The sequence below is a fragment of the Paenibacillus sp. CH40 genome (assembly GCF_024213605.1).
Lineage (GTDB): Bacteria > Bacillota > Bacilli > Paenibacillales > Paenibacillaceae > Paenibacillus > Paenibacillus polymyxa_B.
In genome coordinates, this window is the sequence record NZ_JANAVQ010000002.1 from 155,123 (window position 1) to 169,350 (window position 14,228).

At 44.6% G+C, this 14,228-nt stretch carries 15 protein-coding genes; 3 read left to right on the forward strand and 12 right to left on the reverse strand.

Annotation, left to right across the window (positions count from 1 at the left end; all coding sequences use genetic code 11):
• Nucleotides 1–117: 117 nt before the first annotated feature.
• From NLX73_RS07110 to murI, 4 genes are all read right to left on the reverse strand, one after another.
• Complete coding sequence (locus NLX73_RS07110) at nt 118–1,512, reverse strand: MATE family efflux transporter (protein ID WP_254325776.1); 1,395 nt, start codon at nt 1,510–1,512, stop codon at nt 118–120.
• A 59-nt stretch (nt 1,513–1,571) separates the two neighbouring features.
• Nucleotides 1,572–1,994, reverse strand: coding sequence for a metallothiol transferase FosB (fosB, locus tag NLX73_RS07115; RefSeq protein WP_061830328.1), 423 nt, complete (start codon nt 1,992–1,994; stop codon nt 1,572–1,574).
• Nucleotides 1,995–2,008: 14 nt separating this feature from the next.
• A complete protein-coding gene (locus tag NLX73_RS07120) occupies nt 2,009–2,857 on the reverse strand; it encodes an aminoglycoside phosphotransferase family protein (protein WP_069291763.1) in 849 nt (282 codons plus the stop codon).
• 91 nt (nt 2,858–2,948) lie between these two features.
• Nucleotides 2,949–3,803 (reverse strand): glutamate racemase, encoded by an 855-nt coding sequence (gene murI, locus NLX73_RS07125; protein ID WP_254326044.1) that lies wholly within the window; start codon nt 3,801–3,803, stop codon nt 2,949–2,951.
• Nucleotides 3,804–4,043: 240 nt separating this feature from the next.
• Between murI and NLX73_RS07130 the strand changes: the two genes are divergently transcribed.
• Nucleotides 4,044–4,670: an FMN-dependent NADH-azoreductase gene (locus NLX73_RS07130; RefSeq protein WP_043882169.1), complete on the forward strand. Its 627-nt coding sequence runs from the start codon at nt 4,044–4,046 to the stop codon at nt 4,668–4,670.
• A 143-nt stretch (nt 4,671–4,813) separates the two neighbouring features.
• Here the strand turns inward: NLX73_RS07130 and NLX73_RS07135 are convergent, their stop codons facing one another.
• The 8 genes from NLX73_RS07135 to zwf form a co-directional block, all read right to left on the reverse strand.
• Nucleotides 4,814–5,323, reverse strand: a complete 510-nt coding sequence (locus NLX73_RS07135; protein ID WP_254325777.1) for a hypothetical protein — start codon at nt 5,321–5,323, stop codon at nt 4,814–4,816.
• Between the two features lie 173 nt (nt 5,324–5,496).
• Nucleotides 5,497–5,652 carry a hypothetical protein gene (locus tag NLX73_RS07140; RefSeq protein ID WP_172828312.1) on the reverse strand — a complete coding sequence of 52 codons (156 nt, stop codon included), beginning with the start codon at nt 5,650–5,652 and terminating at the stop codon, nt 5,497–5,499.
• A gap of 961 nt (nt 5,653–6,613) precedes the next feature.
• The gene (locus NLX73_RS07145; RefSeq protein WP_254325778.1) at nt 6,614–7,699 is read right to left on the reverse strand and encodes a lactonase family protein; all 1,086 of its coding nucleotides are present in this window, start codon (nt 7,697–7,699) and stop codon (nt 6,614–6,616) included.
• Nucleotides 7,700–7,768: 69 nt separating this feature from the next.
• Nucleotides 7,769–8,215: an OsmC family protein gene (locus tag NLX73_RS07150; RefSeq protein ID WP_013310026.1), complete on the reverse strand. Its 447-nt coding sequence runs from the start codon at nt 8,213–8,215 to the stop codon at nt 7,769–7,771.
• 55 nt (nt 8,216–8,270) lie between these two features.
• On the reverse strand, nt 8,271–9,479 hold the full coding sequence (locus tag NLX73_RS07155) for an MFS transporter (protein WP_254325779.1): 1,209 nt from the start codon (nt 9,477–9,479) through the stop codon (nt 8,271–8,273).
• 378 nt (nt 9,480–9,857) lie between these two features.
• Nucleotides 9,858–10,532, reverse strand: a complete 675-nt coding sequence (locus NLX73_RS07160) for an SOS response-associated peptidase (protein WP_069291759.1) — start codon at nt 10,530–10,532, stop codon at nt 9,858–9,860.
• A 156-nt stretch (nt 10,533–10,688) separates the two neighbouring features.
• On the reverse strand, nt 10,689–11,582 hold the full coding sequence (gene gnd, locus NLX73_RS07165) for a phosphogluconate dehydrogenase (NAD(+)-dependent, decarboxylating) (protein WP_053325295.1): 894 nt from the start codon (nt 11,580–11,582) through the stop codon (nt 10,689–10,691).
• Nucleotides 11,583–11,636: 54 nt separating this feature from the next.
• Nucleotides 11,637–13,139, reverse strand: coding sequence for a glucose-6-phosphate dehydrogenase (gene zwf / locus NLX73_RS07170; RefSeq protein ID WP_069291758.1), 1,503 nt, complete (start codon nt 13,137–13,139; stop codon nt 11,637–11,639).
• 290 nt (nt 13,140–13,429) lie between these two features.
• Between zwf and NLX73_RS07175 the strand changes: the two genes are divergently transcribed.
• Together NLX73_RS07175 and NLX73_RS07180 are read left to right on the forward strand one after the other, a co-directional pair.
• Nucleotides 13,430–13,750: a winged helix-turn-helix transcriptional regulator gene (locus NLX73_RS07175; protein WP_007430161.1), complete on the forward strand. Its 321-nt coding sequence runs from the start codon at nt 13,430–13,432 to the stop codon at nt 13,748–13,750.
• Nucleotides 13,751–13,892: 142 nt separating this feature from the next.
• Nucleotides 13,893–14,222, forward strand: a complete 330-nt coding sequence (locus tag NLX73_RS07180; protein ID WP_061830319.1) for a hypothetical protein — start codon at nt 13,893–13,895, stop codon at nt 14,220–14,222.
• Nucleotides 14,223–14,228: the final 6 nt, after the last annotated feature.

Genomic DNA, 14,228 nt, shown 5'->3' on the forward strand with positions numbered 1-14,228 from the left:
TACTATATTCTAGCAATTTTTGAAAAGTTTGAACATCCCCATTTTGCTTATTTTTGTAAAAAAACAGACATCCCCCAATTTGCTTGGAGAATGTCTGTTGTAGAATCTTTTTCAGCCTTAGACTGATTCCGCCTGAAGTTCAGCCTTAGATAACAGCGATTTGTGCTTCCATTTCCGACCCTTCCAGCGTAAATAGTGGAAAATGCCTCGTACCCACTCATCGCAGGCATGTGCAATCCACACACCCAGCACACCATATCCCATATGAATACCCAGCACATATGCTAGCGGGATTTTAATCCCCCACATTGAAATAATGGCCATCATTAACGGGAACTGAACATCTCCCGCTGCTCGCAAGGAGTTAATGACAACATGATTAAACACACGGCCCTGCTCCAGCAGTATACAGAACAGCAAAATCGCTGCCCCTAATTGAATGATCGCCGGCTCATCTGTAAAGATCGCCATCACTTCATATCGGAAAAAGGATACTACCACGATCACAGCAATCGTAATGACCAAAGACCATTTTAGGCTCCGTAAAAGTTGATGATAGGCTTTTTCCTTGTCTCCTGCTCCAATCAGACGGGCAACAATAATTTCCGTCCCCTCACCTACAGCCATTCCAAATACCATAAAAAAGTACACAATTGTATTCGTATAAAAATGGGTTGCGATCGCTGTTGTACCCATAAAGCTGACAAACCGGGTCACCATCATTTGGCTAAGTTGATAAGACAACCATTCCAGCCCGGCAGGAATACCAATCTTCAGGATTGCTACCAGCTTACTCCATTGAAGCTGTACATAATACCGGATGCGAATCGGCGCACTCACACGCTTGTACAGCAGTAGAAAAATCCAGACACATGCTACAGCACGGCTAATAACCGTTGAAATCGCTGCACCCGCCACTCCCATCTGCGGCAGACCAAACCAGCCATAAATGAGCAGCGCATTCCCCACAATATGCAATATATTCATACCAATGCCCACGATCATCGTATCTTTAGTAAAACCATGCGATCGAATAACCGGACCTGCGGTTAGCATAAGCGCTTCCAGAAACAGCGAACCCCCTGCTAGCATCATATAAATCTCTGCATTTTCCTTGATCGTCGGGGTAATATGGTAAAAGGATAGCAAAAAATCCCGGCTCACAATAAACATCAAGCTCAGCGCCAGACCAAACACCAGATTAAAGGTTAGTGCCGAAGCCGTAACACGGCTTGCATCCACATGCTTTTGCGCCCCCAATAGCTGAGCAATGATCACACCTACACCAAGACCAAGCAGATTGAAAAGTATAATCGTAAATTCAATCAACTGTCTTGACACACCCACAGCCGATACAACCTCATCAGAAACATGGCTTAGCATGAACGTATCCACGCTACCCATCAAAATGTGAAACAACATCTCTATAAAAATCGGCCAAGTGATTGCAAAAACCGTCATCGTTTTAACGACTTGCGCTTGCTTGGAACCGTTTTCCTGAGAAAGTGACATCCTTCCGTATTCCTCCTAAATGCGCCCCAATTATTACTTAATACCTACACGTCAATTAATCAATCATAAAAAGTCATATGCTTTTTATCTTTTTTATAATATTCCAAGCGGTCCTGCAATTGTCCTGTGTGGAATTCAAACTTATGTCCGTCTGGATCTGTAAAATAGACCGATCTTTTATCCTGTTCATTCCGCTCTCGTCCAGGCAAAATGGTAACATTAAAAGTTCTCAGCTTGTTGAGCATACTCTCAAAATCAGCTTCCGCTATCGAAAATGCAATATGCGTATAAGAATGATGAATTTCATTTCTCGGGATATCCTCTTCCACATTGAGAGCCAACCACATTCCCAGACAGTCCAGATAAGCCAGCTTACGTCCTTTAACGAGCAGTTTTCCATCTAGTACATTCTGATAGAAATGTATAGACTTCTCCAAATCAGACACGGAAAAGCAAATATGATTCCACCCTTGTATGCTCATGTTCCCTATTCCTTTCAGCGTACCCTGTCTAGCCAGTAGGTCCACGCTTCTGTATATTTATCGAGGTCTTTAGGATGATGGCGAATGCAGGTAGCTATACGAAAGTATAACCCCAGTAACACTTCCCTGTTCAGCTCGTATTCCCCTGTCATCTCCGGCTCAAGCTTCTCTAAGGCAGGCAAAATAGTATCGACGGTCAACCTATCCGGTGAAGAACAAAAGGCGTATATCAGATCATACAGAGGTTCTCCTACCACTGGATCAGGGTCAATAATACCCGTCAATGTGCCGTTTTCGGTAAACACAAAATTATGTACCCCACAGTCACCATGAAGCAAATATTTAATATTACGTTGCGGCAATCCAGCCACAAGGGTATGAACGAACCAATGATTCTCTCGGGGTAAAACGCCTTGTATGATCTTTCCAGATTCCTTCGTTCTGTGCAGCAGAAAATCTCTCCATTCCACAAACGGGTGATCCGGATAACCATAATGACGTTCCTCACCACAAGGCTTGTAGTGCGAGATCACCTCCGTTGCCAGACGAAGCAACAAATCGCTTTTGTTTCTTCCATGATACTGTGTGAACCCTGACCTGAACGTGTATACCAAATAACGGTGCAACGGATCTACATAAACCAAACGCGATAGTTTCTCAATCTGTACATAGGTATGTAAGAATTCTGCCTCGGCTTCTACGACAGCGGGATCATTTTGCTTAATCACGTATCGTGGCTTAGTTCCGTCCATGACAACTACCACTTTGCTCGAAGTTCCGCCAGTCAGCGGTTTGAGATTTCGCATATGGCTTTCAAGCACGCCCGTTTCGTGAAGCTCATTCAGGATCAGTTGAACATCCATCTCACGCCTCCCTCCATGCGTCTGATCCACAATGCGGCTGGCGATTTGGATATTTCATTTAGCTCCCATACGTTCGCCAGCCACTCTTCTTTTAAAAATAAATCTTTTCATGCTCCGCATAGATTTCAAGCGCCCGCTCCATCTTATGCACATAGGCCTCATCCTGACTAGAACATAGAAATGTAATGTGTCCCTCCTGCGATGGACCGGATTTTGGCGAAGGTTCCAGCAAATTACGCTCAGACAACACCTGTTTCAACCGCCTAACTGTTCCCTGGCTCCCGTCAATTAACTGAATATGAGAAGGTAGTAGTTCCCTTAGAATTTCCTTATAAAAAGGATAATGAGTACATCCCAATACCACCGTACCATATATGTCGAGATTGAACGAAGACAGCTCACGGTTAAAATATTCGAACATTTCTGCCCGGTCAAAATTCAACTGTTCGCAATAATGTACTAGCTCCGGCAGAGGTAGTGAGTCCACGCTCCCATGATCGTCAACCCTGGATACCAGCGCTGCATAACAGGATTGTTTCAACGTCAATGGTGTGGCTAACACCAGAACTCTTTTACCATTGGCTCGGTTCATCTCGACCGCTGGCTTCACAGCTGGCTCCATACCAATAATCGGAATAGGATATTCCTTTCTTAGCTCCGCAACTGCGATACTTGTAGCCGTATTGCAGGCAATGACCAATGCCTTAACATCTTCTTTAAGGATCGTTTCTACTGAAGCCTTGACATAACCAAGCACCTCTTGAGGAGTTTTCGTCCCGTAAGGCACATGAAGCGTATCCGCCATGTATACAAAATTTTCGTTTGGCAAACGTCTTAGTGCCTCGGACAATACTGTAATTCCACCCAATCCTGAATCAAAAAAACCTATCTTCAAGCTACTCACCTTTTTTCGTTCAACTATTGTGCCATATCTTACAGGCACCATGTTCATTTTCTTCTTCGCCTACTCAAACCATTCTCTTCATTAGACTTTACATTTAAATTTTACCGCAAAACTGATATTTTGCAAAAGAAACACGTAAAATTTACAGTGTAAAAAATAAAGTAGCTTTTCAAAGTAAATTTAATATAAAAGTGTTGACAGATATTATCTTTATATTGTAATATTACGTGGTAACTTACTAACTTAACTTACTTATTCAACTTACTTAGGGGGAAATAAATCATGTCTAAAGTATTATTTGTCAAAGCTAATGATCGTACAGCTGAAGAATCTGCAACAGTTAAATTGTATAACGCCTTCGTAGAAAGCTACAAGTCTTCCCACCCAACTGATGAAATCACTGAGCTGGACCTGTTCTCCGTTGAGCTTCCTTATTTGAACGCTAACATGATCAACGGCACGTTCAAATCCGCTAGAGGCATGGAGCTGAACGCAGAAGAAGCTCGCCTGGCAAACATCGCTAATGGCTACCTGGATCAATTCCTGGCAGCAGACAAAGTCGTATTTGCTTTCCCGCTCTGGAACATGACGATTCCAGCTGTACTGCATACGTACATTGATTACCTGAACCAAGCTGGTAAAACATTCAAATACACTGCTGAAGGTCCAGTTGGTCTCGTAACTGAAACTAAAGTAGCCCTGTTGAATGCAAGAGGCGGCGTTTATTCCGAAGGACCAGCTGCTGCAGCTGAAATGTCTTTGAACTACATGAACAACATCTTATCCTTCTTCGGAGTGAAAGACATCGTGAAAGTTGTTCTGGAAGGACATAACCAAGCTCCAGATCAAGCACAAGAAATCGTTGCTTCTGCCGTACAACGTGCAGTGGACACAGCAAAATCGTTCTAATCATATATTATGAAGAGAAGAGGATATCCGCGCCCTATATGGGCTGGATATCCTCTTTTTTGTTATAAAGTATAAAAAACACGTGCTCCCCTGATCTATAATCAAGTGAAAGCACGTGTTTGTGAAATGAGATTACTTCTATTTTAAGGAATGAATTGCTGCACGATTTTTACAACTTTACCGTCACGAAGCGTAACATGGTATGGAAATTGACTGAGGTCCATAACGTCCTTTTTAGCAAAATCTTTCTCAAACTGTGCCAGAGGAATCGATTCGTTCCATTGCACGTCTGTATCTTCTATGTTACCCGTGTGATCATAAATCTGCACCTCTACCGAAGCATCTGGTGCAACCTGATACACGTCATTTTGCACGGAATTGTTTACGATGTAGTAGCCATCTGGAGCTCCATCCAATCCTGTATTTCCTTCATGCTCCAATAATGCTTTGTCAGCTGCCGCGCCTTCATACCATTCAATCGGGTCTGCCGACAAATAAATCTGTCCGTCACGAATCTCCATTTGGTTTATATATACGGTCTCCTGATTTTCAGCAGCTGCTACAGGCGTGTAGCCTTGCGCTGTTGCCCCTGCCGTCGTAATCAGCATCATCATTAAAGCCAATACGGTCCATTTCGAAGCTAGTTTCATCATGTCTGATCTCTCCTTGCCGTTTGGGTATGTACACGGTGTCTGTAAGCTTCATTACCCTTGTGTACTTATCATAAACGTTGCACGGTTAAAAAGTGTATCAGATACATAAAAAAGAAGTTACGATTTTTTAAGACTTGGTCTTAAAACTTGATAATAAGTCCTATTTATCTTTGCTATCTTAATAACCCGACCTGACGTGCCTGTTCTTCGGTGAGAATAAACTCTTCATTTTGCCATACTTCGTCCTCTTTGGTTACAGCAAACATCCCCATGATCTCTGTCCATATTCCTTTGTCGACGGCTTCCTGTTGTGTAATGATAATTTTCATGTGAATCTCTCCTTTATATACTCTTATCGGTCTGTGAGGCCCACTACGCAACAGATGGTTTCTCCGATCGCTGTTGGAACCTGATTTTTTGAATATATTTCAATGGTTAAAATCAGGTTCCAAAGGCGAATGCTATCGCTTCTCCGAAATCCATCTGCCCGCTTCGTTACTCAGTTTATATCTACCATTCTCATTTTCCATGATATCGTCACTATAAAAATAACGGGCTAAATTGATACTTAGAATAAAATGCATCCTTTCATTTAAAACCTCTAACACTTATATTGAATTTGCATTACGCATTGGAGATGCTTAAGAGGTTCTTGTCCCGCTTATAACATATGTACCCTTATTCTACCGATATTATTCGTATCTTCTTTGTAACCTTAAAATTTTAGTTTATTTTCGTAGGTAATGACTTCTTTAGAAATAGTTAAGTGTAAAAGTAAAACGGCTGTAGGTTAGCCTACAGCCGTCAGAGTGTCGAGAAAGTCCAGAGGACTTTTCGACACTTCTATTTTTATATGGGGAGACGCATCTTTTAAAACAAAAATCGATTTAAAACGATCTGAGGACCCTAGTTTTTAGACCACTAAGACAGTTTTAAACCCCCTGCAAAAAAACAGGGGGTTTCTCGACAGCCTGACGGCTGTAGGTTAGCCTACAGCCGTTTTCTTTAAGCATTTTCTATGCTTGGTTAATTCTATCGAAACCATCAACATATACTGATTCTTTTATTTTTGTATAAGAGTATGGTTGCCAAAAATACTAAAGCAGCGGAGAGGACGGAATTGTTCTGAAGAAGCGGAGCGTTCGCCTTTGCCCCCGGATTTCTACCCTTGAACATACAAACAAGAAATCTGGGGGCAACAGCGATCGGAAGAATGATCCGTCCTCGTAGCGGTCACAAGCCGCATACCGTTACTTTGTCACTCTGCATGATATAAATGTAACGCTCCTTTTACACAGAAAAGTAAAAAGGCTGTACGCATACTGGCTTGGATACGGTTACTTGTTGCCCGGTGTAGGTCAAGCGTCCACTTGCCTTGTCCACTTTGAACGTAACGATGTTGTTGGTGTCGCGGTTCGCCACAAGCATATGGTCACCATTTGGAGTCAGAGCAAAATGGCGTGGATGCTCTCCTTCAGCAGATACATGCTCGACTAGGCTCAGCTTGCCAGTTGCTCCGTCTACAGCGTATACGACAATGCTGTCATGCCCACGGTTGGAACCGTACAGATAAGCTCCATCCCCCGAAATCGCAATTTCAGCAGTTGTGTTTTCACCTGTAAAGTCAGACGGCAATGTCGGTACGCTCTCAAGCTCAGTGAGCTTGCCAGCCTCTGTATCATATGCAAAAGAAGTAATGGAAGAATCCACTTCGTTAATGACAAAAGCAAATTTACCATTCGGGTGGAACGTCAAATGACGTGGACCTGCACCTGCATGGGTTTTCGTTTCACCATGAAACACCAGTTGTCCTTTGCTGTCATCAATGGTGTAAACGCGGATCAGATCCAGACCGAGATCTTGTACGAACAGGAAGCGACCATCCGGACTAAAGAAACTGGAATGTGGATGTGGACGATCCTGACGTTCAGGATGCGTTCCTTTGCCCTCATGCTGTTTAACATCCAGCAACTCACCGATACGTCCGTCCTCAGTTAGAGACACCAGTCCCACCATACCACCGTGGTAGCTGACTACAATAAGGTAACGATCAGATGGATCACGCTGAATGTGGCAAGTTGTTGCACCCACGTTTTCCGCACGATTCAGCAATGTAAATGTTCCTTTAACTGGGTCAATTTCGAAAGCAGAGGCTTCGCCTACTTTCGCTCCTGCAGCAGAAGTCGTCTCTCCAATGGAATACAGCTTCCGATTTTTGACGTCCACATTCAGGAATGTAGGATTTTTCAAGCCGGAGAACTCATCCTGTAGTGTAAGTGCTCCTGTCTGTTCATTAAAAGTGTACGAATAAACTCCGTTACCTTCCAATTCGGCGTAAGAGCCTGCAAATACGAGCAATTTTTGTTGTGCTGTCATGGTTGTGTCCTCCTTGGATTAAAAAAATGATGGGCAATTGGAATGATTGCTCCTGTTACAAATATCGCTTTAAGAGGCGCGCTCCACCACGGGCTCTGTGGACAACGCCACATTTCCCGCTACGGCACGCGAGATCATGCATGAGGTTTCTGCCTGCTCTGCCAGTCGCAATGCTTGTTCGATCTGCGATTCTGTCGCATCGGCGGCCAATTGAACCTGCGGACGATGCACAATTCGGCGATATGTAAAAATATTGTTCGTTACATCGACAATCCCTTCGGATTCCAGCGCCAGTGATGCCACCGGGAGACTCGCGCGCTCCATCATCGCCGCCAACGTAATCAAATAGCAGGTAGCGGCGGCACCGAGCAGCATTTCATCTGGATTGGTGCCCACACCAGGGCCTCCCATCTCAGCCGGGATCGAAATTGCAGTCCGCAACTGTCCAGCCTCAATACGGCCGTCGCTGTTGCGCCCCCCGTTCCAGTCTGCCTTGAGCAGAAAGGTATGCTCCATTTCAGGTCACTCCTCTCTCTTATATTATGAATCTTTACACAGGTGAATGTAAAGGTTAGTCAATCTCCTGATTTTTGGTTTCCGTACCCAGCAACCATACAGCCGCAGCTCCGATCAAGATAGCTACGAAGAAAATCACAAAGATAGATGGTAGCGCTACGTCCTGTCCTACGAGTATACCGACCGTAAAAGGCCCGATAACGCCTCCAATACGGCCAAACGCAGCCGCCATACCCACACCAGTTGAACGTACAGCTGTCGGGTACAATTCCGGAGTATAGGCGTACATGGCTCCCCATGCACCAAGATTAAAAAAGGACAAGCAGATACCAGCAGCTAGCAGCATTCCCGCCGTTTCCGAGGTGCCAAACCAAATGGCGGACACTGCTGTGAGCAGCAAGTAGATGATCAGTACGAATTTGCGCCCCAGCTTTTCAATCAGATAGGCGGCGGTAAAGTAACCTGGTAGTTGCGCAAGCGTCATGATCAGCACATACTCAAAGCTTTTAACCAGTTCGAAACCTTTCATAAACATCATGCTCGGTAGCCACAAGAACATGCCGTAGTATGAAAATACAACTGTGAACCATAAAATCCACAGCATCAGCGTAGACTTGCGATGGGGTCCCGACCAAATCGAAGCCAATCGTGCACGCAGCGGAAGTTTGACGCTTTGCTGCTTATAACGCGGTGAATCATCAATAGCTCTGCGCAGATAAAGAGCGTACAGCGCAGGTACTGCGCCGAGAATAAATGCCATTTGCCAACCATACTTTGGAATAACAAAATAAGCAATAAGAGCCGAAAGGATCCAACCTGCCGCCCAGAAGCTTTCCAGCAGCACAACTGCTCTCCCTCGTTCTTTCACAGGCACTGATTCTGACACCAGCGTCGAAGCAACAGGCAATTCCCCCCCCAAGCCTGCACCAGCAATAAAACGCAGCACCAGCAGCATTCCGAGACCTGTCGCCAAAGCGGATAAGCCACTGGCAATAGAAAAGATCAACAATGTCCACACTAATATGGCACGTCTGCCGTAACGATCAGCCAAAATCCCCGCCAAAGCGGCCCCGAACACCATTCCTATCGAATTCATTGCAGTTAGCAGTCCAATTTGCTCAGATCCCAGATGCCACTCCTTTGCCAACGCTGCGACTATAAATGAAAGCAGCCCCACATCCATAGCATCAAACAACCAGCTGAGCCCTGCGCTAAACAGCAATTTTCTTTTTTTGGCTGGTGGTAATGAAGTTAATTCACTCATGATTTGCTCTCCCTTAAAAATATATCGTATGTAGACGTATATTCAGGTGTCTTGTCACCTGTAGCCTAGCATCTATTGTACCGTAAGCTTCCTTAATCTGCGAGCTTTTTAACACAAAAAAACGGAAGATTGCCTACGGCAATTCTCCCGCCTTCTGGAACCTGCCACTTACCGGTTTTGGACCAGACCGATGATCGTCACCATGAGCACCAGCAGCTGGATGAGTGTATCGTTACTCATTCCAATCGCCTCCATCCCATATGAGATACTCCTTCGGCCGTTTCCCCTCTCCCCGGATCATGACGCTTGTTCCCCAATACATACCTATGCAGGCGGCGGGAAGCTTATGATCAATAATGGATGAAAATCTCCATACGTTTAAGGTTTAATCCAGGACCACTGCAAATCCATTTCCTGAATACATTCACGGTTATCATGTTCATCATTGGCCACCAGCGGGGTCACTGGATAGATACTCATGTCCCCTTTCTCATATGTGCGCAGTAGAGGCAACAGCTCATCTATGTTCTGGACAGACGGATCTAGCCATGAATCTATATGATCAGCTTCCAAAATAGCCGGCATACGGGTATCGAATTCACGTATATCCGTATTGGCATGAACTGTCATCATCGTACAGGTGCGTAAAGGCTCCTTACGACTATCCTGCCATACTTCATATAGCCCCGCGACCGCAAACATCTTCTGTTCCGGCAGCACCACCCGTACAGCACACATGCGTTTACCCAATTTTCGCCAATAATAAAATCCATTGCATGGAATGATACAGCGCCGGGTTTCCGCCATCTTGCGATAACTCGGATTTACCCGAACCGTATTCAAGTCTGCGTTGACACAATCCTTGCCCCAGTAGGGAATAAATCCCCAGCGAAATTCATCAAGTACCCGTTCTCCATCCTGATACAGCACAATTGGAACATGCTGAGTGGGACTCATGTTATAGCGTGTTTTGTAATAATACATCACCCGTTGTATACCAAAGTGATCCCTTACCTCATCCAAATCAGCCGATAACGAAAACCTTTTGCACATTTGCTATTCATCCTTCCGCCTTTTTCACCTATTGTGCGGATATACAAGGAAAAATATGCATATGCAGGTTTTGTAAGAATCCAATAAACGACAAAACATATAGCAATATCCCCGCAGTTGTGAAGCTACGGGGATAGATACTAACTTATATTGTTATTACTTCTTTTCTACCGCGTGACCGCCAAATTCATTGCGCAACGCAGCAACCACTTTTCCGTTGAACGTGTCCGCATCAAGAGAACGATAGCGCATCAGCAGGGACAAAGCAATGACTGGAGTTGCAGCCTGAATGTCCAATGCTTCTTCAACCGTCCATTTTCCTTCACCAGAAGAGTGCATAACCCCACGAATTTCGTCCAGGTTTGCATCTTTGGAAAATGCACGTTCAGTCAAACCCATCAACCAAGAGCGAATAACAGAACCGTTGTTCCACACGCGCGCTACTTGTTCATAATCAAAGTCAAAGCTGCTTTTTTCTAGCACTTCAAATCCTTCACCGATGGAAGCCATCATGCCGTATTCCACACCGTTATGAACCATTTTCAGAAAATGTCCGCTTCCTGATTTACCTGCATACAGATATCCATTTTCCACTGCTGTGTCACGGAAAATAGGCTCAACAACCGCCCAAGCTTCCGGATCGCCACCGATCATGTAACAAGCGCCATTACGTGCGCCTTCCATCCCGCCTGAAGTTCCAGCATCCATGAAGCTGATACCATATTCTTGAAGACGGGCATGACGAGCAATAGACTCTTTGTAATGAGAATTACCACCTTCAATAATGATGTCCCCTTTGGACAACATCGGTTGAAGCTGATCCAGCACAGAATCAACAATTTGGTGAGGAACCATAATCCATAATACTCTAGGGGATTGAGTTGCCTGTACAAGCTCTTCCAATGTAGAAGCACCTGTAGCTCCATAATCCTTCATTTCTTGGATTGCGGCTGCATTGACGTCGTAAGCGACAAGTTCATGCTTATGATCGATCAAATTTTTTCCGAGATTCAAGCCCATTTTTCCCAAACCAATTAATCCTACTTGCATAGTAAAGGCCTCCTGCCGTAGCAAACATATTTTGTATATACTTTCTTATAAGTGTTAAGAACGAACGACTGCTTTCTCAGAGCTTTCGGACTTTTCGTCCAACCACCATGTAAAGCCTTGCTCCTCTAACAATTGATCTGAAGCTTCTGGACCGTAAGAGCCTGCTGCATACGTGTGAAGTGGAACCTCACCACGAGCAAAAGCTTCCAGTACAGGTTGAACCCACACCCATGAAAGCTCAACTTCGTTCCAATGAGCAAAAAAGGTGGAATCGCCGCGCAGCGCATCAAAGATGAGGCGCTCATAGGCTTCTGGTACATCCTTGGCCTCGGAATGATAATTCATCAGAACCGTTTCCAGTTGACCAGCGTTTAGCGGGTCTCTGCTATTCAGACGCAGCGTTACCTTTTCATCCGGGTTAACATGGATGATCAGCAAGTTCGGGTCAGTCGGTTGCCCTTGAGCGGCATAAGGATCTGTGCTGTCCTTTTTGAATTCCACGACGATACGAGTAGATTTTTCTTTCATACGTTTGCCGGTACGAATATAGAACGGCACACCCGACCATTGTTCGTTGTCAATCCATAGGCGAGCTGAAATGAAAGTATCATTTTGCGAATCAGGTCCGATATCCGGCTCTTCTTTATAGGAAGGAACTGCTTTTCCGTTGATCTCACCGTTGGTATATTGGCCTCTAACCACGTTGGAAGCAATGTCGGAAGGATCAAGCGCGCGAAGCGCGTCCATGACCTTGCTTTTTTCGTCACGCACCTGGTCAGCCGTGACATGTCCCGGCTTGTTCATCGCCGTCATCATCAACACCTGCAGCATGTGATTTTGTACCATATCACGAATAGCGCCGGAATGATCATAGTATCCTGCTCGCTCCTCCACCCCTACAGTCTCGGAAGCGGTAATTTGCACATTGGCGATGTATTGATTGTTCCATATTCCTTGGAGCAATGGATTAGCAAATTTTAAGGCTTCCAGGTTTTGCACCATGGGCTTACCTAAGTAATGGTCAATACGATAAATCTCATCCTCAGCAAAGGTTCTGCTTAGGCGATCATTCAGCTCACGTGCGGATTCCAAATCATGTCCAAATGGTTTTTCGATAATGAGCCGTTTCCAACCCTTTGTTTCAGCTAAACCACTTTCTCGAATATTGAGGGCAATCACATCAAAAAATTCCGGTGCCACCGATAAGTAAAACATGCGGTTCCCCGGAATTCCCAAGTCATTTTCACGTTGCTCAGCAAGCTGCAGCAGCTTTTTATAATCTTCCGGGTGGTTGACGTTCAATGCGCTGTAACGGAAAGCACTTAAGAACTGATCCATCTGTGCACGGTCTTCATTCACGTGTCTGGAAAAGTCCTTAATGGATTGCTCTACATTACTTTGAAATTGCTCGTCCGCCACTTCACGACGCCCCATCCCAATTACAGAAAAGGAAGCCGGAATTTTACCTTCTACAAACAAATTATACAAGGCAGGGTAAATTTTGCGTTTTGCCAAATCCCCTGTCGCTCCAAATAAGACAAATGTCATTGAATCCATGAATTATTCCTTCTTCCCATTATAAAGATGAGGTTATTAAAAGTTACCTGAGGAATTAACGTAACCCATAATACACCCAAAATAAGGGGCAAGTCAATCAAATTTTAGCGAAATCGTGAACATTCGATATATCCTGTAATGATAACGTTTTCTGTGGTATGATTGACGAAAGGAAAGAGAAAAAACTGTTAAATATGTCACAGTTGATACAAAGCGTTATAGTTACTATTGGTATACAGAGTTACTTTTAGTATACTGTTTAAAACAACAATGAAATTGAGGGGATTCAGATGAGCGACGACAGGCAGCCTAAGCTTTTGTGCGGTAAGGTGGAACAGTCCTTTCAGATCATCAGCAAAAAATGGACCGCTCTCATCATTCATACTTTGATGGAACATCCCAAACGATTTAGTGAAATTCACGTCTCTATACCTGATCTTAGCAAACGCATGCTGAACGAACGCATCAAGGAACTAGAGCTTTCCGGCCTGATCCTTCGCAATGTCATCACAGAGCGGCCTGTGCGTACTGAGTATTCGCTGACACGCAAGGGTAAAGAGCTAGGTGATGCATTGAATGGTGTGGAGAGCTGGGCCGAGAGATGGCTTTAACTGCTAACAGGAGGTCGCCACACATGGTCTCCTGTTATTGTGTTACCCCATGTGGATCATAATACAAACTATAGTACGAAAATAATGGGACAACCGCTCAGCAGCTCATAATTTCAGAATGGGCCAAGGAAGGATGAGAACGATGGCATTTGGCATTACCCGCCAGGAACTTATGGCCTGGAAAAGAGAGGTCAGTCGTGGTGAAATTGCTTTTCTGACCCATTACTGGCTGGATGATCGCTTTCCAGGCATTACAACTGTCACCAAGGTAGGATGTTCTGATTTGGACAAGCTGCGCTTATGGTGCAACCAAAACGGATTAGACCCCCAATATATTCATCAGCGTCAGCCCTATCCGCATTTTGATCTCATCGGTAACAAACAAGCGGAAATTTTACGTAAGTATGGCATTAGCGATCAATTTAAACGCTTTGAACTTCAACTCCCAACGAGTACTCGCCCATCGTTCTAAACCGCA

Coding starts and splice junctions, on each gene's coding strand:
- NLX73_RS07110 (WP_254325776.1), bottom strand. CDS start 1,512: ATGTCACTTTCTCAGGAAAACGGTTCCAAGCAAGCGCAAGTCGTTAAA.
- fosB (WP_061830328.1), bottom strand. CDS start 1,994: ATGAGCATACAAGGGTGGAATCATATTTGCTTTTCCGTGTCTGATTTG.
- NLX73_RS07120 (WP_069291763.1), bottom strand. CDS start 2,857: ATGGATGTTCAACTGATCCTGAATGAGCTTCACGAAACGGGCGTGCTT.
- murI (WP_254326044.1), bottom strand. CDS start 3,803: ATGGTGCCTGTAAGATATGGCACAATAGTTGAACGAAAAAAGGTGAGT.
- NLX73_RS07130 (WP_043882169.1), top strand. CDS start 4,044: ATGTCTAAAGTATTATTTGTCAAAGCTAATGATCGTACAGCTGAAGAA.
- NLX73_RS07135 (WP_254325777.1), bottom strand. CDS start 5,323: ATGATGAAACTAGCTTCGAAATGGACCGTATTGGCTTTAATGATGATG.
- NLX73_RS07140 (WP_172828312.1), bottom strand. CDS start 5,652: ATGAAAATTATCATTACACAACAGGAAGCCGTCGACAAAGGAATATGG.
- NLX73_RS07145 (WP_254325778.1), bottom strand. CDS start 7,699: ATGACAGCACAACAAAAATTGCTCGTATTTGCAGGCTCTTACGCCGAA.
- NLX73_RS07150 (WP_013310026.1), bottom strand. CDS start 8,215: ATGGAGCATACCTTTCTGCTCAAGGCAGACTGGAACGGGGGGCGCAAC.
- NLX73_RS07155 (WP_254325779.1), bottom strand. CDS start 9,479: ATGAGTGAATTAACTTCATTACCACCAGCCAAAAAAAGAAAATTGCTG.
- NLX73_RS07160 (WP_069291759.1), bottom strand. CDS start 10,532: ATGTGCAAAAGGTTTTCGTTATCGGCTGATTTGGATGAGGTAAGGGAT.
- gnd (WP_053325295.1), bottom strand. CDS start 11,582: ATGCAAGTAGGATTAATTGGTTTGGGAAAAATGGGCTTGAATCTCGGA.
- zwf (WP_069291758.1), bottom strand. CDS start 13,139: ATGGATTCAATGACATTTGTCTTATTTGGAGCGACAGGGGATTTGGCA.
- NLX73_RS07175 (WP_007430161.1), top strand. CDS start 13,430: ATGAGCGACGACAGGCAGCCTAAGCTTTTGTGCGGTAAGGTGGAACAG.
- NLX73_RS07180 (WP_061830319.1), top strand. CDS start 13,893: ATGGCATTTGGCATTACCCGCCAGGAACTTATGGCCTGGAAAAGAGAG.